The sequence below is a fragment of the Bacterioplanoides sp. genome (assembly GCF_965226395.1).
Lineage (GTDB): Bacteria > Pseudomonadota > Gammaproteobacteria > Pseudomonadales > Oceanobacteraceae > Bacterioplanoides.
Window position 1 is genome coordinate 1,804,918 of the sequence record NZ_OZ245358.1, and the last position, 20,670, is coordinate 1,825,587.

12 protein-coding genes are annotated in these 20,670 nt (G+C 49.4%); 7 read left to right on the forward strand and 5 right to left on the reverse strand.

Features of this window, described 5'->3' with window-relative positions; translation table 11 throughout:
• The first annotated feature begins 20 nt into the window (after positions 1-20).
• Complete coding sequence (locus ACO05E_RS08210) at positions 21-5,099, forward strand: MG2 domain-containing protein (protein WP_419812494.1); 5,079 nt, start codon at positions 21-23, stop codon at positions 5,097-5,099.
• A gap of 3 nt (positions 5,100-5,102) precedes the next feature.
• A complete protein-coding gene (pbpC, locus tag ACO05E_RS08215) occupies positions 5,103-7,436 on the forward strand; it encodes a penicillin-binding protein 1C (RefSeq protein WP_419812495.1) in 2,334 nt (777 codons plus the stop codon).
• Between the two features lie 11 nt (positions 7,437-7,447).
• Here the strand turns inward: pbpC and rsmD are convergent, their stop codons facing one another.
• Together rsmD and ACO05E_RS08225 are read right to left on the reverse strand one after the other, a co-directional pair.
• Positions 7,448-7,999 carry a 16S rRNA (guanine(966)-N(2))-methyltransferase RsmD gene (gene rsmD, locus ACO05E_RS08220; RefSeq protein ID WP_419812496.1) on the reverse strand — a complete coding sequence of 184 codons (552 nt, stop codon included), beginning with the start codon at positions 7,997-7,999 and terminating at the stop codon, positions 7,448-7,450.
• A 9-nt stretch (positions 8,000-8,008) separates the two neighbouring features.
• Complete coding sequence (locus ACO05E_RS08225) at positions 8,009-8,737, reverse strand: hypothetical protein (protein ID WP_419812497.1); 729 nt, start codon at positions 8,735-8,737, stop codon at positions 8,009-8,011.
• Positions 8,738-8,844: 107 nt separating this feature from the next.
• Here ACO05E_RS08225 and ftsY point away from each other — a divergent pair, with 107 nt between their 5' ends.
• The 5 genes from ftsY (at position 8,845) to rpoH (ending at position 14,398) form a co-directional block, all read left to right on the forward strand.
• Positions 8,845-10,167 (forward strand): signal recognition particle-docking protein FtsY, encoded by a 1,323-nt coding sequence (ftsY, locus tag ACO05E_RS08230; RefSeq protein WP_419812498.1) that lies wholly within the window; start codon positions 8,845-8,847, stop codon positions 10,165-10,167.
• Positions 10,168-10,232: 65 nt separating this feature from the next.
• Positions 10,233-10,931: a cell division ATP-binding protein FtsE gene (gene ftsE, locus ACO05E_RS08235; protein WP_419813673.1), complete on the forward strand. Its 699-nt coding sequence runs from the start codon at positions 10,233-10,235 to the stop codon at positions 10,929-10,931.
• Positions 10,918-11,916 (forward strand): permease-like cell division protein FtsX, encoded by a 999-nt coding sequence (gene ftsX, locus ACO05E_RS08240; protein WP_419812499.1) that lies wholly within the window; start codon positions 10,918-10,920, stop codon positions 11,914-11,916. The genes ftsE and ftsX overlap by 14 nt, the downstream gene beginning before the upstream one ends.
• A gap of 114 nt (positions 11,917-12,030) precedes the next feature.
• On the forward strand, positions 12,031-13,290 hold the full coding sequence (locus ACO05E_RS08245; RefSeq protein ID WP_419812500.1) for a hypothetical protein: 1,260 nt from the start codon (positions 12,031-12,033) through the stop codon (positions 13,288-13,290).
• A 235-nt stretch (positions 13,291-13,525) separates the two neighbouring features.
• The gene (gene rpoH / locus ACO05E_RS08250) at positions 13,526-14,398 is read left to right on the forward strand and encodes an RNA polymerase sigma factor RpoH (protein WP_419812501.1); all 873 of its coding nucleotides are present in this window, start codon (positions 13,526-13,528) and stop codon (positions 14,396-14,398) included.
• Positions 14,399-14,512: 114 nt separating this feature from the next.
• Here rpoH and ACO05E_RS08255 read toward each other — a convergent pair whose 3' ends face one another.
• From ACO05E_RS08255 to hldE, 3 genes are all read right to left on the reverse strand, one after another.
• Entirely contained in the window at positions 14,513-17,866 is a 3,354-nt protein-coding gene (locus tag ACO05E_RS08255; RefSeq protein ID WP_419812502.1) for an EAL domain-containing protein, read from the reverse strand.
• 160 nt (positions 17,867-18,026) lie between these two features.
• A complete protein-coding gene (gene rfaD / locus ACO05E_RS08260) occupies positions 18,027-18,983 on the reverse strand; it encodes an ADP-glyceromanno-heptose 6-epimerase (protein WP_419812503.1) in 957 nt (318 codons plus the stop codon).
• Between the two features lie 164 nt (positions 18,984-19,147).
• Positions 19,148-20,581 (reverse strand): bifunctional D-glycero-beta-D-manno-heptose-7-phosphate kinase/D-glycero-beta-D-manno-heptose 1-phosphate adenylyltransferase HldE, encoded by a 1,434-nt coding sequence (gene hldE / locus ACO05E_RS08265; RefSeq protein ID WP_419812504.1) that lies wholly within the window; start codon positions 20,579-20,581, stop codon positions 19,148-19,150.
• Between the last annotated feature and the right edge of the window lie 89 nt (positions 20,582-20,670).

The following is a 20,670-nucleotide window of genomic DNA, read 5'->3' on the forward strand; positions in this document are numbered from 1 at the left end:
CTGTCTCAAAAGGATGTGTTATGACGTCATTATGTCACTCAATGATTGTGGCTTTCTTGCTGATCAGTAGTCTGGCTCAGGCAGCCAGCTTTGATTGTTCCCAAGCGACGACCTCAACTGAAAAAGCTATTTGCTCAGATGCCGCAGTATCACAACTGGATAGTGAGCTGGGGCGGCTTTATGGTCAGCTGGAAAAAGAAGATTCGTTAACTCAGGCTCAACGTAGCTGGGTGTTACAGCGTAATCAGTGTTTGGATTCCAATTGCCTGAAACAGAAATATCAGCAGCGAATTAAGCAGTTGAAACAAGCATTCATGGCGCAGCAGTATAAGGGGCAGCCGCAAAAGATCAGTACCATCAAAGAAGAAAGCTGGAACAATGGGCCAGCAATTGTGGTACGTGTAACCGTTCCTGTTGATGCCAGTAGTAATTGGCGTCAGACATTATCTCTGCAAATGGATAATGTTGCGTTAAACCCACAAGATTGGGTGTTAGACAGTAATGGATTGGCGCTGATCTACCCTTTTATCGAACCAGATCGTGAATTTAAGGTAAAGATTAAGCCAGGGTTGAAAGCGGTTAATGGCCGCACCTTGGTGCAACCCGGTGATGCCAGTTTCCGTAGCCGTCGTACACAACCAAGTGTCAGCTTTAATGGTGATGGTTATGTGTTATCGGATGCACTGCGCCGAGCGTTACCAGTGACAACGTTAAATGTGAATGAGGTGGATCTTGAGATTTTCCGAATTCAGCCGGAGCTTATTGGCCAGTGGATTCATTATTCTCATCAACAGCGCGAAGGCAGTTATAGTCTGAATCGCTTTGCACAAGAAACCGAGATGGTTTTTAGTGGTCGTTTTCCGATTGAACACCAGCGTAATCAGCGAACGACAACTAATCTGGATTTATCAGAAATAGCGGCATTGCAGCAGAGTGGTGCGTATGTTGCCGTGCTGTCATCTCCAGGCTTATATAAAAGCCGCTTTTCAACTAACTTTTTTACGATCAGCGATATTGGTTTAAGCGTACGCCGTAATAGTAAAATAATGCGTGTTAATGCTAACTCAATTAAAACCGGTGAACCCCTTCCGGATATATTATTAAGCATCTATAACGGGAAAAAACTACTGGGTCAGCAACCAACGAATGCATTGGGCGAAGCCGAGTTTGAGTCTTTTTATAGTAAAGGCAATACACTGGTTGCCCAGCAGGGCAAGCAATATACGGTTATAGATTTTAAGCATAGCCCGCTCGATTTATCAGCATTTGAAAACCCAACAACACGCCATCAGTCATTGCAGGTATTTTCATGGGGGCCAAGAAACCTGTATCGCCCGGGTGAAACGGTTGATGTTTTTGCGTTATTAAAAGATTTTGACGGGAAAAAAACTGCCCCCCTGCCACTGGATGTTGCACTGTATGATGCGACATCCAACCGTGTTGTTAAACGTACGCTAAGCCCCTCCCGTAGTGGCCGTTATGAGTTCAGCTATAAACTTGATGATAACGTCAAAACTGGTAACTGGCGGCTTGAATTCAGTAGTGAAGGCTCAAAAGAGCTGCGCCACCGTTATGAATTTTCCGTTGAAGAGTTTATGCCAGAACGTCTGAAACTGACTTTGTTTGATGGTGATGACAAAGCGTATCGTCAAACGGCCAGTAAAGATGAGGTTAACATTCCGTTGCTGGGTGAATATTTATATGGAGCCCCGGCTTCTGGCAATAAATACGATGCGCTGGTGATTGCTGAATTAGAAAAGCATCCGTTTGAGCAATGGAAAAGCTATTACTTTGGTCTTGCTCAGGAAAAAGTAAGACCCCGACAACAAAAAATTTATTCATCGAAACTTGATGACTCAGGTAAAGGCGAGATAAAAATTCCGATGAATCAATGGCGTAATATTAAATCGCCACTGTCTCTGATCGCGAGTGTCAGTTTATATGAAAGTGGTGGTCGACCTGTCACCCGGCGTACGGTTGTCACAAATATCCTCAGTGAGGAACTGATTGGTTTGGAGCCTCAGTTTGATGGAAGAGCAGATGATAATAGCCGTGCCACATTTAAAGCTATTTTGACCGACAATCAGGGCAAGTTGCTATCAGGCAATCACTACCAATACCGGTTAATACGTGAAAACCGGAACTATTATTGGCGTTACAGCGATTCTCGTGGCTGGAGTTGGGAATATGATCCATTACATTACGAAGTATTTTCCGGCAGTCTGGAGTTTGATGGGCAGGTGCCCGCAGTGTTTACCGTCCCGGTCGAGTGGGGGCGTTATCGCCTCGAGGTACAGGATAAACGTGGCAATATTATAACCACGCATCGGTTTTCTACCCGTTGGAGTGGCTGGGGCTATAACAACTCAGACAGTATGAAGCCGGATCAGGTGATGATGCAGTTGGATCGTGATGTATACCAACCTGGTGAGCGCGCGACTTTAACTGTGATTCCGGCTGTTGATGGCCTGGGTTTTATAACGTTGGAATCGAATAATGAAATTCTGTGGCGTCAGCAACTGAATGTCAGCGCTAAAGGCACGGATATTCAGATTGATATTGATAAAAACTGGCAACGCCATGATTTATATTTTACCGCAACAGTACTGACCCCCGGTGATATGAAACATGCTGTAGCGCCAAAACGCGCGCTTGGATTATTGCATTTGCCATTACAACGCCCGGATGCTGCGTTGAATATTGAAATTAAAGTGCCTGAACGGGTACAACCCAAACGTAGTGTTACAGCGGAACTGCAAATGACGGCAGATTTTGATCCGGCATCAGATGTCTGGGTCAGCCTGGCGGCCGTGGACGTGGGAGTGTTGAATATCAAACGTTTCCAGACACCTGATCCGCTATCGTATTGGTTCAGCCCGCGTCGCTATGATTATCAGTTATATGATGTGTATGGAAAAATTATCGAAAATGCTGGATTTGATTATTCCTCACAGCGTTTTGGCGGCGGACGCTTTAAAAAGTCCGCAGCAGAATTAGTCCGTGGCGGAGATAAGCCAAAAAATGACGTACAAATTATCTCGCTACAAGCGCAAGCAATTCGTTTTGATTCCGATGGAAAAGCCAGTGTTGAATTAGAAATCCCTGACTTTAACGGCACGTTGCGCTGGATGGCTGTCGCCTGGTCTGACAATGCATATGGCAGTAACGAAGCTGAAATGCAGGTGGCAGATGCTCTGGTCACTCAGTTATCTCGCCCGAGATTTCTGGCACCCGGTGATACGTCAGAAATATCATTGGATTTATCGAATCAATCCGGAGCACAACAACAGTTCAAGGTAGAATTTTCGGTTGAAGGTGTATTACAGGCACAACAATGGCAGCAAGAAGTAGACCTGGCTGATAAACAGAGAAAAGTACTGAACTTCCCGATAACCGCTGAAAAAATCGGAAAAGGCTCTATTCATGCCAGGGTTGTTAATGTCGATAACACAATCGAAATTGATAAAGCCTGGTCGATCTATACTCGTTCAGCTTATCCGTCGGTTATCCGTAAACAAATGGCAGTTATTGAGCCGGGTGCACCCTGGCAACCGACGTTGAGCGTCGAAGGATTAATTCCGGACAGTGTTCAGGCCCGATTGGCTATTTCATCACAACCTCCCATTGATATCGGCAGTCATTTTGATGCGTTATTGCGTTATCCATACGGCTGTACCGAACAGACAACCAGTAGTGGTTATCCCTGGGTATCGGTTACGCCGGAATTGGCAGAACGTTTTAAACTTAAAGAAAAGATTGAGAAACAATTTAAGGCCGGGTTTGATCAGGCATTTCGTCGTGGCCAGATGGAAGCAGCCGTTGACCGGTTATTAAAACGTCAGGGCAACTCCGGTGGTTTTGCTTTATGGAGTAATAGTGGCAATGAAATTAACTGGCTGACCGTTTATGTTACTGATTTCCTGACAGCCGCCCGTGATGCCGGAGCAAAAGTTCCTCATTCATCTTTACAGAGGGCAACACAACGTTTGCGCAGCTATCTGTCGGGCAGCACCAATATTCACTACTCTTACTCGGATTCTCAGGAATATTATCGCTTTGCCACTCAGGCATATGCTGCTTATGTACTGGCACGATCGAATCAGGCATCACTGTCGCAGTTACGTCGTTTATATAAACAGCAGGAAAATACCGATGCCCGTTCCGGGTTACCCTGGGCTCACCTGGGTTATGCGTTACAAAAAGCCGGTGATAATGAATTAGCAAAAAAAGTGTTTAATAAAGCGAAGTTAACGGGCTACCGTAAAGGCTATTACGGTTATTATGGCAGTGAGTTACGCGATGCTTCTCTGTTGTACGCCGTTCTGGCAAAAGCCGGTGTTGCGGAAGGTCAACAGTTATTGGCTATCTTTGATATTGCCCGCCAGCGCACCTGGTTAAGTACTCAGGAACGTAATGCGTTATTCCAGGCTGCGATTGCCAGTACACTCGACCAACAAGGTACAACAGAAGCCTTGCTGGCGACCTCTGACTTTAAGCAGGAAATCTCTGAAAAAGGGATTTTCTCCAGCTTGATTGATTATGCCCAACTGAACTCTATTGAGAATATCAGCAGCCGTGATAGCACCTTGTATGCGTCACTGGAATTAATTGGGGAGCATCAAGTCCCGCCAACGCCATATTCAAACGAAATTGCAATTTCGCGCGATTATTTTGATGTGGATGGCAAACCACTTCAATTACAGCAGTTAACTGCGGGTGATCTGGTATTAGTGAGGCTAACCGTTTCTGCTGGGCGTTCATTACCGGATGCGCTGGTTGTCGATTTATTACCGGCTGGCTTGGAATTAGAAAATCAGAACCTGGCAGATGCCAGTGTTGATATGTCAAAACTGATGATTGATGGCAGACGTGTTGCCGACTGGCAGTCTCAGAGTCAGGTGGAACATATGGAATACCGTGATGACCGCTTTGTTGCTGCCGTACCGTTGAACGAATATCGCAGTCGCGAGCTATTTTATTTGGCGCGTGCCGTCACTCCGGGAGAATACCGTGTGCCACCGCCATATGCAGAAGATATGTATCGACCGTTTTATCACGCACTGGGTACAGCGCCAGGAACGTTAACCATTAAGCCGTAACAAATGGTATTAACAAGCTATCGCCGTTTATGGGTTCTGCCGGCTCTGATTTTGGTTATCGGGCTGGCAGATCGTCTTTTCCCGGCCGATTTATACCCTCGCCAGGGTGCTCAGATCATTGTTGATAGTCAGGGTGAGCCGTTGCGGCGTTTTGCTGATGAGCAGGGCGTCTGGCGTTATCCGGTTACACAATCGGAGGTGTCGGAGTATTACCTTAACGCTCTGCTCACCTACGAAGACCGTTGGTTTTATCAACACCCTGGCATCAACCCCATCGCTTTAGGCCGGGCATTATTTCAATGGCTGAAATATGGGCGGATTATTTCTGGTGGTTCGACACTCACCATGCAGGTTGCACGGTTGCGTTATCCACAATCAGCCGGTGGCCAGCATGGGTTAGGTGGAAAGTTCATCCAGCTATTACGCGCCTTACAGCTGGAATGGCATTTCTCTAAAAAAGAAATTCTGCACTACTATCTCAATCACGCTCCCTTTGGTGGCACCATCGAAGGTGTGGAAACCGCCAGCCGACATTATTTCGGCCACAGTGCTCGCTGGTTAACTCAGGCACAAGCTGCGTTACTGGCAGGCTTGCCCCAGGCTCCAAGTTATTACCGGCCAGATCGTCATCCCCAGCGGGCGTTACAGCAACGCAATAAAGTTTTACAACGCCTTGCCTGGTTTAAGGTTATCAGCAATGAAGAGCGGTTGCGGGCTCAACAGGAAGATTTGAGTTTGAATGTGATGTCGGCTCCGGTTCATGCTCCACTCTTGTCCCGGCAATTAGCGAATCAATATTCACACCTCCAGAGAATTGATAGTTTTATCCATCGTGACCTGCAATTAACGGCACAGCAAATTGCGGCAGATAATCGTTTCTTATTACCCGATGGTGCATCGGTTGCGATGCTGGTAATGGAACATGGTAATGGCAATATCAAAGCACATGTTGGCTCGGCTGAGTTTTCCGATCACAGCCGATTTGGTCATATCAATATGGTGCAGGCTTTACGTTCACCGGGTTCAGCATTAAAACCCTTTATTTTTGCCCGTGCTTTGGATCAGGGCTTAATTCACAGCGAAAGTCTGTTGATGGATGTACCACTGGCGTTTAACGATTATCGGCCAACCAACTTTGATGTGGGATTCAGCGGAGCCGTAAGTGCCAGCGAAGCGTTACAGAAATCGTTGAATATTCCGGCGGTGCAGTTATTGGATCAGATTGGAGCGCGAGCATTTTATGCCTGGCTGCAATCGGCCAATGCACAATTAACATTACCCGCAGGTGTTGCTCCAAGTTTAGCCATGTCGCTGGGGGGAGTAGATGTGCGCTTGAGTCACCTGGTGAGTTTGTATTCGTCACTGGGTAATAGTGGCAATGTGATTGTGCCGCGATTTTCTTCACAGCAGGTCAGTTCGGTCGTTAGGCCTTTGATGTCGTCTGAGGCGGCCTGGATTGTTCGCGATATGTTACTTCAGGGGGATCGCCAACGCCCAGGTGTGGCTCAACCCTTGGCATTAAAAACGGGTACCAGCTCCGGCTATCGGGATGCCTGGGCGTTGGCTGTTACCGATCATTATACCGTTGGCGTGTGGGTCGGAACGCCGGACAATGCCACGATGAGTGGTCATTATGGCGCGCAAACAGCGATACCATTATTAAGGGCATTAGTAGCGCGCTTACCTGACAATCATAAGTCTGCGGTGATTCAACGTCGGCCTGATAATGTGGCGGCGCAGGAAATTTGCTGGCCTGTCGGCACTGCCAGGCAAACACTTTCACCAGAGATGTGCGATCAGGTCAGAACGGCCTGGACCATCGACCAGAAAACTCCATTAACTCTGATGCAGATCAGTTCACACCCACAGCAGGATGCCAAGCCCTGGGTGGATACGTTATTAGCCAGTGATTCAGGTTTACGTGTTGATCTGGGGTGTGTGGAAAGTACCCAAACACACACCTCCCCCCGCTGGCCTGCTGCGTTACAACACTGGATCAATCCGGACTGGCGTACAGAGCAGAGAATACCTGCTCTCGATCCGCGTTGTGCACCCTATCAAGCACTGCTGCCTGTCTCGCGGGTAGAAATTCAGGGAATTGAAGACCACCAGCGTATTAAGCGTCATCAATCCACAACCGAAAAACCACGGCTACGCGCTCGGGTTATAGGAGGGCAGCCAGATTGGTATTGGTTTTTAAATGGAGAATTATTACCCCAGAAAAGTCGATATGTGACTCTGCCATTACTCGTCCCTGGTTATTATCAGCTTAGTGTGGTTGATCAGGCAGGACAGGGGGATCGTGTTGAGTTTGTGGTAGAGCCAGATGGAAGCTAGCGGTTGATGCGTTAGCTCACCTCAAACAAACGGAAGCAAAACTCCTTGGTGGTTTTGCTTTTTTTCTCATTCCAGTTCTGTGGAAATTCCGGCTTTAAATTCGCTTCATGTTCGACATACACCAGCGCACCCGGCAATAAGCGCAGTTTCTCAATCGACGGTTGCAGCAGGTTTTTACCAAAGGGTGGATCGAGGAAAACCAAATCATAAGGCTCTGGGTTTTGTTCCAGCCAGTTGAGTGCATCACCGGCCCATACCTGAGCATTTTTTGCTTGTAGGGTTTGCAGGTTCTCTTTTAATTGCAGCGCGGCTTTGGCATTTTTTTCCAGAAAAATCACTTCTTTGGCGCCACGGGAAAGGGCTTCAAAGCCCAGTGCGCCACTGCCGGCGAAGGTGTCTAGTACGCGTGCGCCTTCGACATCAAATTGCAGCCAGTTAAAAACGGTTTCGCGCACCCGGTCCATGGTGGGTCGTAAGCCATCCACCGCCGGGAAACGTAATCGCCGCGAACGCCATTGGCCGCCGATAATCCGAAGCTGTTGGGTGGGGGTGGATTTACTCACGCTGTGTTCCTATTGAGGTTTTATACAGTCTAGATAGTCACTGGCAGCAAACTTCTGGCTATCGCCCAGTGCCTGGTAAAGCGCCTGATAATAATCCGACGGCGGGCGATGGTAGGCAATGTCGGTTTGAATGTCGAGCTGGCCCGGATTAGAGAGCCATTGCTGGCGCAGTTGCTGGGTATGCTGTAAGCGGAAATCCTGCCATTGCTGGCGATTGGGAAGTGGCTTTTCCTGATTGATTGACCCGGACTGACTCCAGTGCTGGCGAAACCACAATGAGCCCGCGGCAAAGGTTTGTTCACAGTGAGTAACGGCGGACGGTATTGGCAGTGTGTGAGGTTGCAGCTGCAAGCGTTGAATTAAAAAGGCAGCGATGCCCTGCATCTCTGTTTTGGCCCAGGGGCCTTGCAGCAGAATCACCAGCGTGTCGTGTAACGCTTTGTTTGCGGCTAACGCTTTGAGTTCAGCGCTCCATTGCTGGGCGTTTAACGGAATATCGAGCTGGGTTTGGTTGGCGAATACGATCCGGGCTATACCTTGTGGTTGACTGACTTGTTGCCACTTCACCGAAATGCCCTCCTGAGATAGCCAGCTTTGCCAGTGGTTATCGTGTAGCGGGGGCAGTGTTAATGCCTCAAGTGGTTCCATTTCCGGGTCACTCTGGCCCAGGTGAATCCAGCTGACGGAGGCAAAACAGACAATGATGATGATATTCAGGGTTCGGCGGCTGAATCTCACGTCCGCATCCTTATTCATAATGGGGTTTAGTGGTAGGATAGCGGACTTTACTCCTCGCGGCTGGCCAAGTATCAGCCGGATAGCATCTGATTAAGTGCGAGCAACCGATGTTTAATTTTTTTAAGCGCAAAAAAAACGCGCCAGAAGCGCAAAAACCTGCTGAAGATCAGGTGGTCGAGACTCAAGACCAAACCCAGGAACAAGCCCAGGAGCTAGTTCAAGAACAGGCTCAGAAACCAGCGGAATCCGCTGTTGATCATGCCGCTGAGATTGAAACAGCCGTGCAGGCCGTGGAAGAGGTTGTGGCCGAAGAGCAGGCACTCACTCAGCCTGACGTTGAACGGGAAACAGCTGAACAGGAAAAAGCTGAGCCGGTTGTCGAAGCCGTTGCCGCCCCCACTCCTGAATCAACTCCAGAACCAGAACCCAAAGCCGAAGAGAACAGCGAAGCGCTGACCTTCTTTGAAGAAGCCACTGAGCAACAAGCACCGAAAGAAGAGAAGAAAAAAGGCTTGTTTGGCCGTATCCGTGCTGGCCTGAGCAAAACCCGCAGCGGTTTGGTGGATGGTTTGGCTGACCTGTTGGTGGGTAAGAAAGAGATTGATGATGACCTGCTGGAAGACCTCGAAACTCAGCTGATTATGGCCGACGTGGGCATGGAAGCGACGCAGGAAATTATGGAGCGCTTAACCGGCCGAATTTCCCGTAAAGAGTTAAGCGATTCTGATGCTCTGTTTGAAGCATTAATCGAAGAGCTGCGCACTATGCTGGATGTCGCTCAGCAGCCTCTGGTGGTGGACAGCGAAAAGTCACCGTACGTGATTCTGATGGTGGGCATTAACGGTGTGGGTAAAACCACCACCATCGGTAAGCTGGCGAAGCAATTCCAGAATGCCGGCAAGAGTGTGATGTTGGCTGCTGGTGATACCTTCCGGGCAGCGGCGGTTGAGCAGTTGCAGGTTTGGGGTGAACGTAACGATGTGCCCGTGGTGGCGCAGCATACCGGGGCGGATTCCGCTTCGGTGATTTTTGATGCGGTGGAAGCGGCTAAGTCCCGTAATGTGGATATTCTGATTGCTGATACCGCAGGTCGTCTGCACACCAAAGACAACCTGATGCAGGAACTGGAAAAAGTTGTACGAGTGATGAAAAAACTCGACGACACCGCGCCACACGAAGTGATGCTGGTACTGGATGCCGGTACCGGACAAAACGCTATCAACCAGTGTAAGCAGTTCTTGCAGGCGGTGGGTGTCACCGGCCTGACGTTAACCAAGCTGGACGGTACCGCCAAAGGTGGCATTATCTTCGCACTGGCGAAGCAGTTTGAGATCCCGGTACGCTTTATTGGCGTGGGTGAAAGCATCGACGATTTACGTCCGTTTAATGCCGATGAATTTACCCGGGCACTGTTCAAGCAGGACGATTAATTTCGAGTATTTATCGGGCTAAGCAATAACCGTTTTATGAGGTGAGGATGGCAGGTTCCGATGTCATGGTTCGTTTTGACCGGGTTAGTAAGCGTTACGGCAGTGAATCCGGTGGCGGTAAAGACGCCCTGAGTGGCGTCAACTTTGAACTGCAACGCGGCGAGTTCGCCTTTCTGACCGGGCATAGCGGTGCCGGAAAAAGTACTCTGTTAAAGCTGATGATGCTGATGGAGCGCCCGAGCCGGGGGCAGGTCATTATTGATGGCCAGAATCTGGCACGCTTACGTCAGTCACAAGTGCCATATCACCGCCGCAAAGTTGGGGTGGTGTTCCAGAACCACCAACTACTGTTTGATCGCAGTGTATTTGATAACGTTGCGCTGCCGCTTCAGATTGCGGGTTATACCCCGGCAGAAGCTGGGCGCCGGGTGCGCGCCGCACTGGATTCTGTTGGTTTGCTGGGCATGGAAAAACGCAATCCGATTGAGCTGTCTGGCGGTGAGCAGCAACGGGTTGGTATTGCCCGTGCCGTCGTGAATAAACCGCCATTGTTACTCGCCGATGAACCCACCGGTAACCTCGACCCTGAACTCTCCGAAGAAATTATGAATCTGTTTACTCGCTTTCAGCAGGTTGGGGTAACCGTGTTGATTGCCACCCACGATATCGCCTTGATTGAGCGCATGGGCCATCGCCGCTTGATTCTCGATCAGGGGCAGATGGTGCAGGGGCAACTGAAGGAAGAGCGTTATGGCAGCCTCTAAGTCTGTATCTAAGCCATTATCCGGTAAAGCATCGGCTCAGGGCGCATCCGGACATAAAATTGGTGTGCGGGCGCGCTTTTCCGCCTGGCTTGCCCATCATCAACTGACAGCGGTGGAAACACTGGTGAAGTTGCTGGCGAATCCGGCCTCGGCGTTATTAACCTGGCTGGTGGTGGCGATTGCCCTGACATTGCCCGGCGCTTTGTGGATGACGCTGGATAATATGGAACAGCTCAGCGGTCGTTTTCAGGCTTCCGGGCGAATTACCGTCTATCTGGAACCCCAAACCAGTATTACGCAAGGTCAGCAACTCAGTCAGCAAATTGCTGCCTTGCCTCAGGTAGATAGTACGAGTTTTATTGACTCAGACAGTGCCCTGGACGACTTTCGTGCCAACAGCGGCTTGCAACGGGCTCTGGAGTTTCTACCAGAAAATCCATTGCCAGCGGTGATTCTGGTTGAGCCGCCATTAGGATTGCAGGCGAGTGAGATTAATCAGCTGGCTGATAGATTAAGTGCCTATCCTATTGTCGACTCTGTTCAGCTGGATATGGCCTGGGTAGAACGGCTGTTAGCCATGCTGGCTCTGGGAGAGCGATTAATCTTGGTGCTGGGTGTGTTGTTAGCACTGGCCATTCTGCTGGTGGTTGGCAACACTATTCGGCTGGCGATTGCTGCCCGGGTGGATGAAATCCGGGTGACCAAGCTGGTGGGTGGAACCAATGCTTATGTGCGCCGTCCATTCTTGTACACCGGCTTATGGTATGGCTTTGTGGGTGGGCTGCTGGCCTGGGTACTGCTGGCATCTTGCTGGTTTATGTTATCCGGCCCGGTGGAAGAGCTGGCCCGGTTATACGGTTCTGGTTTCGAATTAAAGCCGTTGTCAGCGGGTGCTGCGATGGCCTTATTGCTGTCTGCCATGTTGCTGGGATGGCTCGGGGCCTGGTGGTCGGTAGCACGTCATTTGGATCAGATTGAGCCTTGATTCTAGGGCTCAACTCCCTATGATTCTGCGCAGAGATAATCAGCAATTGATTGTCTTGTCATCTTTAGTTATCCCTTCTCTTTTGATTGGATTGTTGTTTCCAAGGAATGATTTATGAAAAAAACACCATTTTTACTAACCCTGCTTGCCAGTGCTTTATTAACCGCGTGTGGTGGAGGCGGTGGCGGTTCATCGTCAGGTGATAACGCTGGTGCTAATGATCAGAATCAGGGTGACCAAAACTCTGGTGACCAGGGTTCGGGTGATCAGGGCTCACAAACAGATGCTCCGGTAGCTGCTGTGCTGACGTTTGATGTAAGCCAGGCAAATTACGCTGCAATCAAAGTAGGTAGTGGTGAGTGGCGTCGCATATCAACTGATCAAACAACGTTCACTTCAACGACTCCTGGGGAGAATCTAGAAGTTTTGATTGCATCTGTATGTCAAGATCAGGCATCTCTTAATAGCCCTGTTAGTTATGATCTGGAAATCAATGCAATAAACCTGAATGAAAATAAAACGGTAGACCCTACTATTTGCAGTGACCATAGCTTTGATAGTAGCCAATACGGTAGTGTGACTACGACTGCCAATTTTTCTGTCAGTAACGTTGTTTCTGCTGAGTATGGTTTAGGCAATGAGGAGAGAAAAATCTTCTTTGAAGGTAATCAGCATACTGCAGATGTGGCGCTTGTTGTAAGTAATAGCGGTGTATTCAGTGTATACACTGAGAGTGGTGTGGTACTAACAGATGGTGGTCGTTTAGATGTTGGCGATACTGTGTTGTTAAGCGAACGCATTGCAACAGATTATGATGATGTTGAATATCATGTGGGTTCATCAGACTCTGAAGATAGAAATGCTCTGAAGAGCTTCAATGAGAGTATGGCTTATGTCATCCCTTCATCTTCACGTCTTTCCGGTGACTTTTACCATATCGTTGAAGATGGTGATGATTTTACTTACGTCCAGAATGTAGAAGAATTTCGAAATGTTTCTGTCCCGGACTTTTCTGCCTTAAAAATCTATAATGACCAACTCTCTACTCAGGGGAATCAGTTAACTTTCTCTGTTAGCAATCTATCTGACTTAAAGCCCGAGGGGCTTAATAGAATTACGTTGATTAGTGAGGAAGATCTGCCTGGGCAGAATTATGCAGGCTATTTTATTGATGCTGATTTATTGGTTGATGGATCTTTTTCATTAGCAATCGTTGATTTCGAAAGTTTGCCTGAATTCCCTTTCGATTTAGATGTTAGTGTTTCCGATATTGCTACTGAGCTGTCTTCAAATCTAGTAATCACATTTGAAAATGATGTTGCGTCTTCAGAACGTGGGCATAAACGTGTCTCTTTATTCTCTCAAGACAGATAACTAGCTCGTTCCCTGCATGACAATAGCTATCGACTCCGGTAGCTATTGCTCCTTCCTGATTGATATTCTATTTGGAACTATATCGGCTTTATGGCAACAAATTGTTCCAGTAAGGAACTGCAAAGAGGGATTGGTTGTCTGAGAAAGCAGGTGCTACACTTCTTTGCCATTAAAGCTCTGATCATACACTTTACTCAGAGCGGTATTATTGAAGCGAAAGTTTCAGGAGTATTTGATGAACCAAGGTTTATTAGCCGTTAATGCGTTATCTCCGGGTGCTAACCTGGAGGCCTACATTACGACGGTTAATGCAATTCCGGTATTGTCGGTTGACGAAGAAAAAGCGTTAGCCGAGCGTCTTCATTACGAAGGTGATCTGGAAGCAGCCCGTCAATTGGTTATGTCGCATATGCGTTTTGTGGTGCATATCGCGCGCAGTTATTCTGGTTACGGCTTGAACCAGGGCGACCTGATTCAGGAAGGTAACGTCGGCCTGATGAAGGCGGTTAAGCGTTTTAACCCGGAAGTGGGTGTGCGTCTGGTGTCGTTTGCTGTGCACTGGATCAAGGCTGAAATGCACGAATTTATTCTGCGTAACTGGCGTATTGTTAAAGTCGCCACGACCAAAGCCCAGCGTAAACTGTTCTTTAATCTGCGTTCTAAAAAGCAACGTCTGGGCTGGTTAAGCCAGGACGAAGCCAAGTCAATTGCCGATGACTTGGGTGTAGAAACCAAGACGGTATTCGAGATGGAAGGCCGCCTGAATGCGCACGACGCAGCCTTTGATGGCGGTGTTGACGACGACAGCGATGAATCAGCGCCTCAGGCTCCGGTGTATTATCTGGAAGATCACAGTGCCGATCCGGCGACTGTGGTTGAAAACGACAACTATGAGCAAGATGCTCACGGTCGTTTGGCTCAGGCAATGAGTGAGCTGGATGAACGTAGCCGTAATATTCTGCAACAGCGCTGGCTGGCTGAAGAAAAGTCGACCCTGCATGATCTGGCAGCTGTGTATCAGGTATCCGCAGAGCGTATTCGCCAGCTGGAAAAGAATGCAATGAAAAAGCTGAAGAATGCCATGGGAAGCGATCTGGTTCTGGCTTAGTAACCGATCTGGTTCTGGCCTGATAAGCTACCTGGCTGGGCAAATACCAAACGCCGTATCAGTTAACTGATACGGCGTTTTTGTATTTAAATGAATGGGTAGTCAACGAAATGCTCAGATGGATTTGGATGGCGTGATGGTTAATGCTTGCCATTGCGCCAGCAATTGATCTTTCGGTAGCGGCTGGCAGTACAGGAAGCCCTGAGCAAAATCGCAGCCTTGTTGGGTTAAGGTAGCTTGCTGATAGAGGGTTTCCACCCCTTCTGCCAAGACCTTGATATCCAGCTTATGCGCCATGGCGATAATGGCGCTGACGATGGCATCGTTACCTCCGTCGTCCTGTAAATCCTGGACAAAGGACTTATCAATTTTCAGCACATCAATCGGAAGCTGTTTCAGGTAGCTCAGGGATGAATAGCCCGTGCCGAAGTCGTCGATGGCGATGGTGATATCACGCTTGCGTAATTCATCCAGCAATAAGCTGGCTTCTTTAATGCCATCAATCAGCATACTTTCGGTGACCTCCAGAGACAGATGGCGAGCAGTCAGGCCACTGTCGGTTAAAGCCTGATCGATCACCTGGGTGAGCTGAGCGCCATGATGCAGCTGATACGCTGACACATTCACCGCCACTTTGACTTTCGGAAAACCCTGTTGCTGCAGCTGTTTGATCTCTTTGCAGGCGGTCTGAATCACCCAGTCTCCGATTGGGCCAATCATGCCGGTGTCTTCGGCTAGTGGAATAAACTCCAGTGGTGAAATCATGCCCCGTTGCGGGTCTTGCCAGCGGATTAACGCTTCCAATCCGGTGATTTTGCCACTGACCAGATTGATCTGAGGCTGGTAATAAAGCTGGAAGTGGTTCTGTTCGATGGCATGACGCAGGCGACTTTCCATCTCCAGTCGCTGCTGCGCCTTTTCATTCATATTAGCGGTGAAAAACTGGAAGTTATTTTTGCCTTCGCTTTTGGCGTGATACATGGCGATATCGGCGTTGCGGATCAGCTCTTCTGGTTGTTCGGTATCCCCCGGATAAACCGAAATACCAATACTGGTGCCAATCACCACCTGATGGCCGGAAACATCCAGCGGCCGCTTGAGTAACTGGATCAGCGAGTCGGCGATATCCGCCACCTTTTCGATGGAGTGCATGCTGCTGAGAACAATGGTGAACTCATCCCCACCGAGGCGGGCGACGGTATCCTCCTGGCGCACGGTCTGGCTGAATAAATCAGCAACCCGCTGCAATAACTCGTCACCCAGATTGTGACCCAGTGAGTCATTCACGGTTTTAAAGTTATCCAGGTCAAACATCATCACCGCGACCAGAGAGTCTGGCTGGCGCTTACAGCTTTCGATGGCTTGATTCAGCCGGTCGGCTAACAAACGACGATTGGGCAAATTGGTGAGTGGATCAAAAAACGCCAGCTTTTCGATGGTCTGCTGAGCATGGTGCAGGCTGGTGATGTCTTCAAAGGTCGAAACATAGTTAATGATTTCTCCCTGATCGTTCATCAGGGGGGTAATCGACTGGGAGGCCCAGAAGGTGCTGCCATCTTTGCGGGTAATCTGTAGCTCGCCATCCCACTGGCGGCCAGCCCGGATCACGGCAATCAACTCACGGATGGACTGTTTCTCATCGCTCTGGTTGTACAGCAATAGTGGGCTGTCCTGCTGAATTTCAGCCAGTTCAAAGCCCGTCATCTCGATAAACGAACGATTAACGTATTCGGCATAAAAGCGGGTATCGGTAATGGCAATACCATTGTCACTTTGTTCAACCGCCATCGACAGCTGACGCAGCTGGTGCTGTGCCTGTGCCTGATCCTGCTTATGTTGCATGCGTTCCAGTGCTACGCCCATATCCGCGCCGAGGGTTGCCAGCAGCGTCAGCATTTCGCTGTCGAAGGTTTCAGCAATGGCGGAATAAAAGGCACAGATACCAATGACCTGACCGTTCTGGCGAATGGGTACCGACGCCAGCGACCGATAACCGCGCTGCAGGGCTGGTTTTCGCCAGGGAGTAAAGGTGGGGTCATTGCTGGTGTTATTAACACAGGTGACACGGTTTTCACGAGCGGCAGTGCCCACCGGCCCATGGGACAGTACCGAATCATCAATGCGTATTTCGATATGCTGCAGGTAGTTAAAGTTATCCCCGGAAGAGGCCACCGGAACAATCTGGCTCCCTTCAATCAGGCCAACCCAGGCCATCTTAAAGCCGCCATAACGCTTGGCAATATGGCAGATATCCTCAAACATCTGTTCCCGGGAAGCGGCTTCAGCCAGCACTTTATTGGCCTGGCTGAGCACGTTATACAAGCGGTTTAATGTGGCCGAGCGGGATTCGGCTTGTTTGGTCTGGGTGATATTACGACGAACATGCACCATGCCAGCGGAGTCTTTGCCGTGGCGTATAGTCGACAAGCTGACTTCATACCAGCGGGCATCACGACTGTTATAAAACTGAAAATGACTCAACGGCTGGCCGTTACATACGGATTGGCAGATAACGCAGTGTTTGGCGGGTGTCATCGGATCATGTTGCAGCTCGTGGCAGTGGCGACCAAGCAGTTGTTGAGTACTGAGCCCGGATTCGCGCCGGGTGGCCTGGTTGGCCTGGCGAATAACCCCTTGGCAATCAATCAGTAAGGTTTCATCCGGAATCGCATCGTAAGTATTGGCATCCCGGGCTAAATTACGGAAAGGCTCGCGCAAGCTGGATTCGATCAGGGCGATATAAATGGCCCAGAAGGAGAATAACTTCAGAAAGTGGCCAACAATAATACTGCTGCTGTGAAAGTTGGCGTATTGGGTGAACGCCAACTCGGCCAGAATGGTGAGGGTGATGGAGGTATAACTCAGCGTTAACACCCTGGGGTCGAGCATTGCACGATGGCGCTGCAGGTTAAACATAGCAATCAGCAATAAGCCGATAATCAGGTATTCGCTGAGGATCTTGGTATACGTCAGGCCATGATTCTTGATGTACATGTCGGGTAAAGCCCCGGACAGCACCAGTAAGAAACTGATCACCAACACCAGCAGCGATGAGCCTAAGGCGGCAGATGTTTTAAACGGGTAGTGCAGCGCCAGAGGGGCGACAATCAGCAGACCGGCTTCGGCAAAGCGCGAAACAATCCAGAACTGAACGGCGGTATCAGGTGCTATGTCCGGGAAAAACGGCATACCAGAAAAGGTCAGGGTATGCGCCATATCCAACAGGCTGACGGTGAGATAACCACAGCCAAGTACCAGTAAAAACTGGTTCTTGGCGAGCGGATAAGTATTCCAGGCAACAATAAAGCAGATCAGCGCGATGCCGCAGGCAAATAACTCTACCAGGGTGTGAAACAGCAACGCATCCCACTGAATAACCGGAATCAGCAGGGCGGTCATTAGCGCCGGAATCCACCAGTGACGTCGTAAGTGCGAAAACAAATCAAGGACAATTGTGGATTGTGGCAAAGTCGGGTTCCTGTAAGACAACTTATTCAGGCTGCCTTTAAGCATAGAGAAGAATCAGGGCGGAGCAACTGGCTGCTGCGTTTGAATAAAAAGTCTGAATAAAAAAACCGGAGGCAGACTCCGGTTTTGTGTTGGCTCAGATGGATCAGAATCCGTTGAATCAGCGGTTCAGCCAGTCCATGTAGGCGAACACACCTTGTTCAACATTGGCGAACGGTTCGCTGTAACCGGCATCGCGCAGCTTCTGAATATCGGCTTCAGTAAAGCTCTGGTAAGCGCCCTTCAGGTGATCCGGGAAAGGAATATACTCTTTGCTACCGGACGTGCCTTTTTCGCCATGCCATTTGATCACGGCATCGGCGACATCATTAAAGCTTTGGCAGTTGCCGGTGCCTAAGTTGAAGATGCCGCTTTTATCCGGGTTAGCGAAGAACCACAGGTTCACCTTCACAACATCGCCGACAAACACAAAGTCACGGCGCTGTTCGCCATCGCCATAACCGCCGCTGCCACCAAACAGTTTGCAGATGCCGTTATCCTGAATCTGATTATTGAAGTGGAACGCTACCGACGACATTGAGCCCTTATGCTGCTCGCGTGGGCCGTAAACATTAAAGTAGCGGAAGCCAACCACCTGGCTTTGGAAGGTGTGTTCAATGGAACGCACGTACTGGTCGAACTGCCACTTGGAGTAGCCATACACGTTCAGCGGTTTCTCGTGGGAGCGCTCTTCTTTAAACACATCGCTGCCGCCATAAACCGAAGCGCTGGAGGCGTATAAAAACGGAATGCGTTTTTTCAGGCAGGCGTGCAGCAGGGTTTTGGAATATTCGTAGTTGTTTTCCATCATAAACTTGCCGTCCCACTCGGTGGTGGAGGAGCAAGCGCCTTCGTGGAAAATGGCATCAACGCCGTCGAGAATACCGTCGTCGAACTCAACGCGCTGCAGGAACAGATCTTTATCCAGGTAATCGGCGATATCGCAGTCGCTGATGTTGTAGAACTTTTTGCCGTCGCTTAAATCATCAACCACGATGATGTCGCTGCGACCTTGTTCGTTTAATGTTTTTACGATGTTGCTGCCAATAAAGCCAGCACCGCCCGTTACAATAATCATGAGTTAACCTCTTTCTTCGGTTAGTCGAGGTGTCTGGTGATTGTTATTGCTCGGGGCGTGCGCTGTAGGGAACAGCGCCCGAGCGTACAGGGATGTATTTACAGCGTCCCCGACAATGATAATGACCAGATACCTTTATTCTTTGCGTATTTAACTGCTTATGCTTAATCAGCGTCTTCGGCTTGAATGCGTTGAACAATGGCGGTGGTAGAGCAGTTATCTTTAAAGCTGAGAATGATCACTTCGCCACCGTTCTTCTGCACACACGCACCGCCGGCAATCTCTTCCACCTTGTAATCGCCACCTTTCACCAGAATATCCGGCAGCACATTACAAATCAGACGCTCCGGTGTGTCTTCGCCGAAGGGTACCACCCAATCCACACTTTCTAATCCGGCCAGTACCGCCATGCGGTGATCCAGCGGATTAATCGGGCGGGTTGGGCCTTTTAAACGGCTGACGGATTCATCGGAATTCACCGCCACCAATAACCGATCGCCCAACGCTTTGGCTTCTTTTAAATACTGCACATGGCCGGGGTGAATAATATCGAAGCAGCCATTGGTCATCACCAGGGTTTCACCACGCTGGCGGGCTTCTTCCACCAACAGCAGCAGGCTTTGTTCGTCGAAGATACCGGCACCCTGATGACTCTCGGAACGGATCTCCTGACGCAGCTCTTCGGTCGATACCGTCGCGGTACCCAGTTTACCCACTACAATCCCCGCCGCGGTATTCGCTAATGCCGTGGCCTGTTGTAAGGATTGTTGCGCAGCCAACGCTGCGGCTAATACCGAGATCACGGTATCGCCAGCGCCGGTTACGTCATACACTTCGCGCGCTTTAGTTGGCAAGTGGAAAGGCTCCTGGTCACGTTCTACCAGAGTCATGCCTTTTTCACTGCGGGTTACTAACACCGCTTGCAGGTCGTAATCATTAATCAGCGTACGCGCTTTGGCGACTAAGGTTTCGTCGTCGCTGGCTGGGCCTACCACGGCTTCAAACTCACTCAGATTTGGCGTGATTAACGTCGCGCCACGATAGCGCTCGAAGTCGGTGCCTTTCGGGTCGATTAATACCGGCACGTTATGACGGCGGGCACTGTCGATTAAGCGTTGTGGATTATTCAGCGCACCTTTGCCGTAGTCGGACAAAATCACTACGCCGGATTCGGCAACTTTCTGATCAAATGATTGATACAGTGGCGTTAAATCGGTGGCATCAAAAGCTTCTTCAAAATCCAGCCGAATTAACTGCTGGTGGCGGCTCATAATGCGCAGCTTGGTGATGGTCGGGTGTTGTGGATGTTTTAGAAAATCACAATCAATACGTGCGTCGTGCAGCATGGTCTGTAATGCTGCACCGTTGTCGTCATCACCAATAATGCCCAATAAATCGACACCCGCCCCCAGGGTTGAAATATTCAGGCCGACGTTACCGGCACCACCGGCACGGTTTTCATTATCCTGAATTTTAACCACGGGCACCGGTGCTTCCGGTGAAATCCGTGAAGTCGGACCCTGCCAGTAGCGGTCCAGCATGACATCACCAAACACCAATACGCGGGCCTGATGAAAATCGGGAATGGTTACATCCATCACTGAGTTCACACACATAATTTTAAAGCCGCTTAGTGTATCACAAGGCGGGTTTAGAGAGACCATTATGCTAGACTCAGCGTTTCTGA

What these genes read in the sequence shown, in the direction of transcription:
- ACO05E_RS08210 (WP_419812494.1), top strand. Translation starts at nt 21, where the DNA reads ATGACGTCATTATGTCACTCAATGATTGTGGCTTTCTTGCTGATCAGT.
- pbpC (WP_419812495.1), top strand. Translation starts at nt 5,103, where the DNA reads ATGGTATTAACAAGCTATCGCCGTTTATGGGTTCTGCCGGCTCTGATT.
- ftsY (WP_419812498.1), top strand. Translation starts at nt 8,845, where the DNA reads ATGTTTAATTTTTTTAAGCGCAAAAAAAACGCGCCAGAAGCGCAAAAA.
- ftsE (WP_419813673.1), top strand. Translation starts at nt 10,233, where the DNA reads ATGGTTCGTTTTGACCGGGTTAGTAAGCGTTACGGCAGTGAATCCGGT.
- ftsX (WP_419812499.1), top strand. Translation starts at nt 10,918, where the DNA reads ATGGCAGCCTCTAAGTCTGTATCTAAGCCATTATCCGGTAAAGCATCG.
- ACO05E_RS08245 (WP_419812500.1), top strand. Translation starts at nt 12,031, where the DNA reads ATGAAAAAAACACCATTTTTACTAACCCTGCTTGCCAGTGCTTTATTA.
- rpoH (WP_419812501.1), top strand. Translation starts at nt 13,526, where the DNA reads ATGAACCAAGGTTTATTAGCCGTTAATGCGTTATCTCCGGGTGCTAAC.
- rfaD (WP_419812503.1), bottom strand. Translation starts at nt 18,983, where the DNA reads ATGATTATTGTAACGGGCGGTGCTGGCTTTATTGGCAGCAACATCGTA.
- hldE (WP_419812504.1), bottom strand. Translation starts at nt 20,581, where the DNA reads ATGGATGTAACCATTCCCGATTTTCATCAGGCCCGCGTATTGGTGTTT.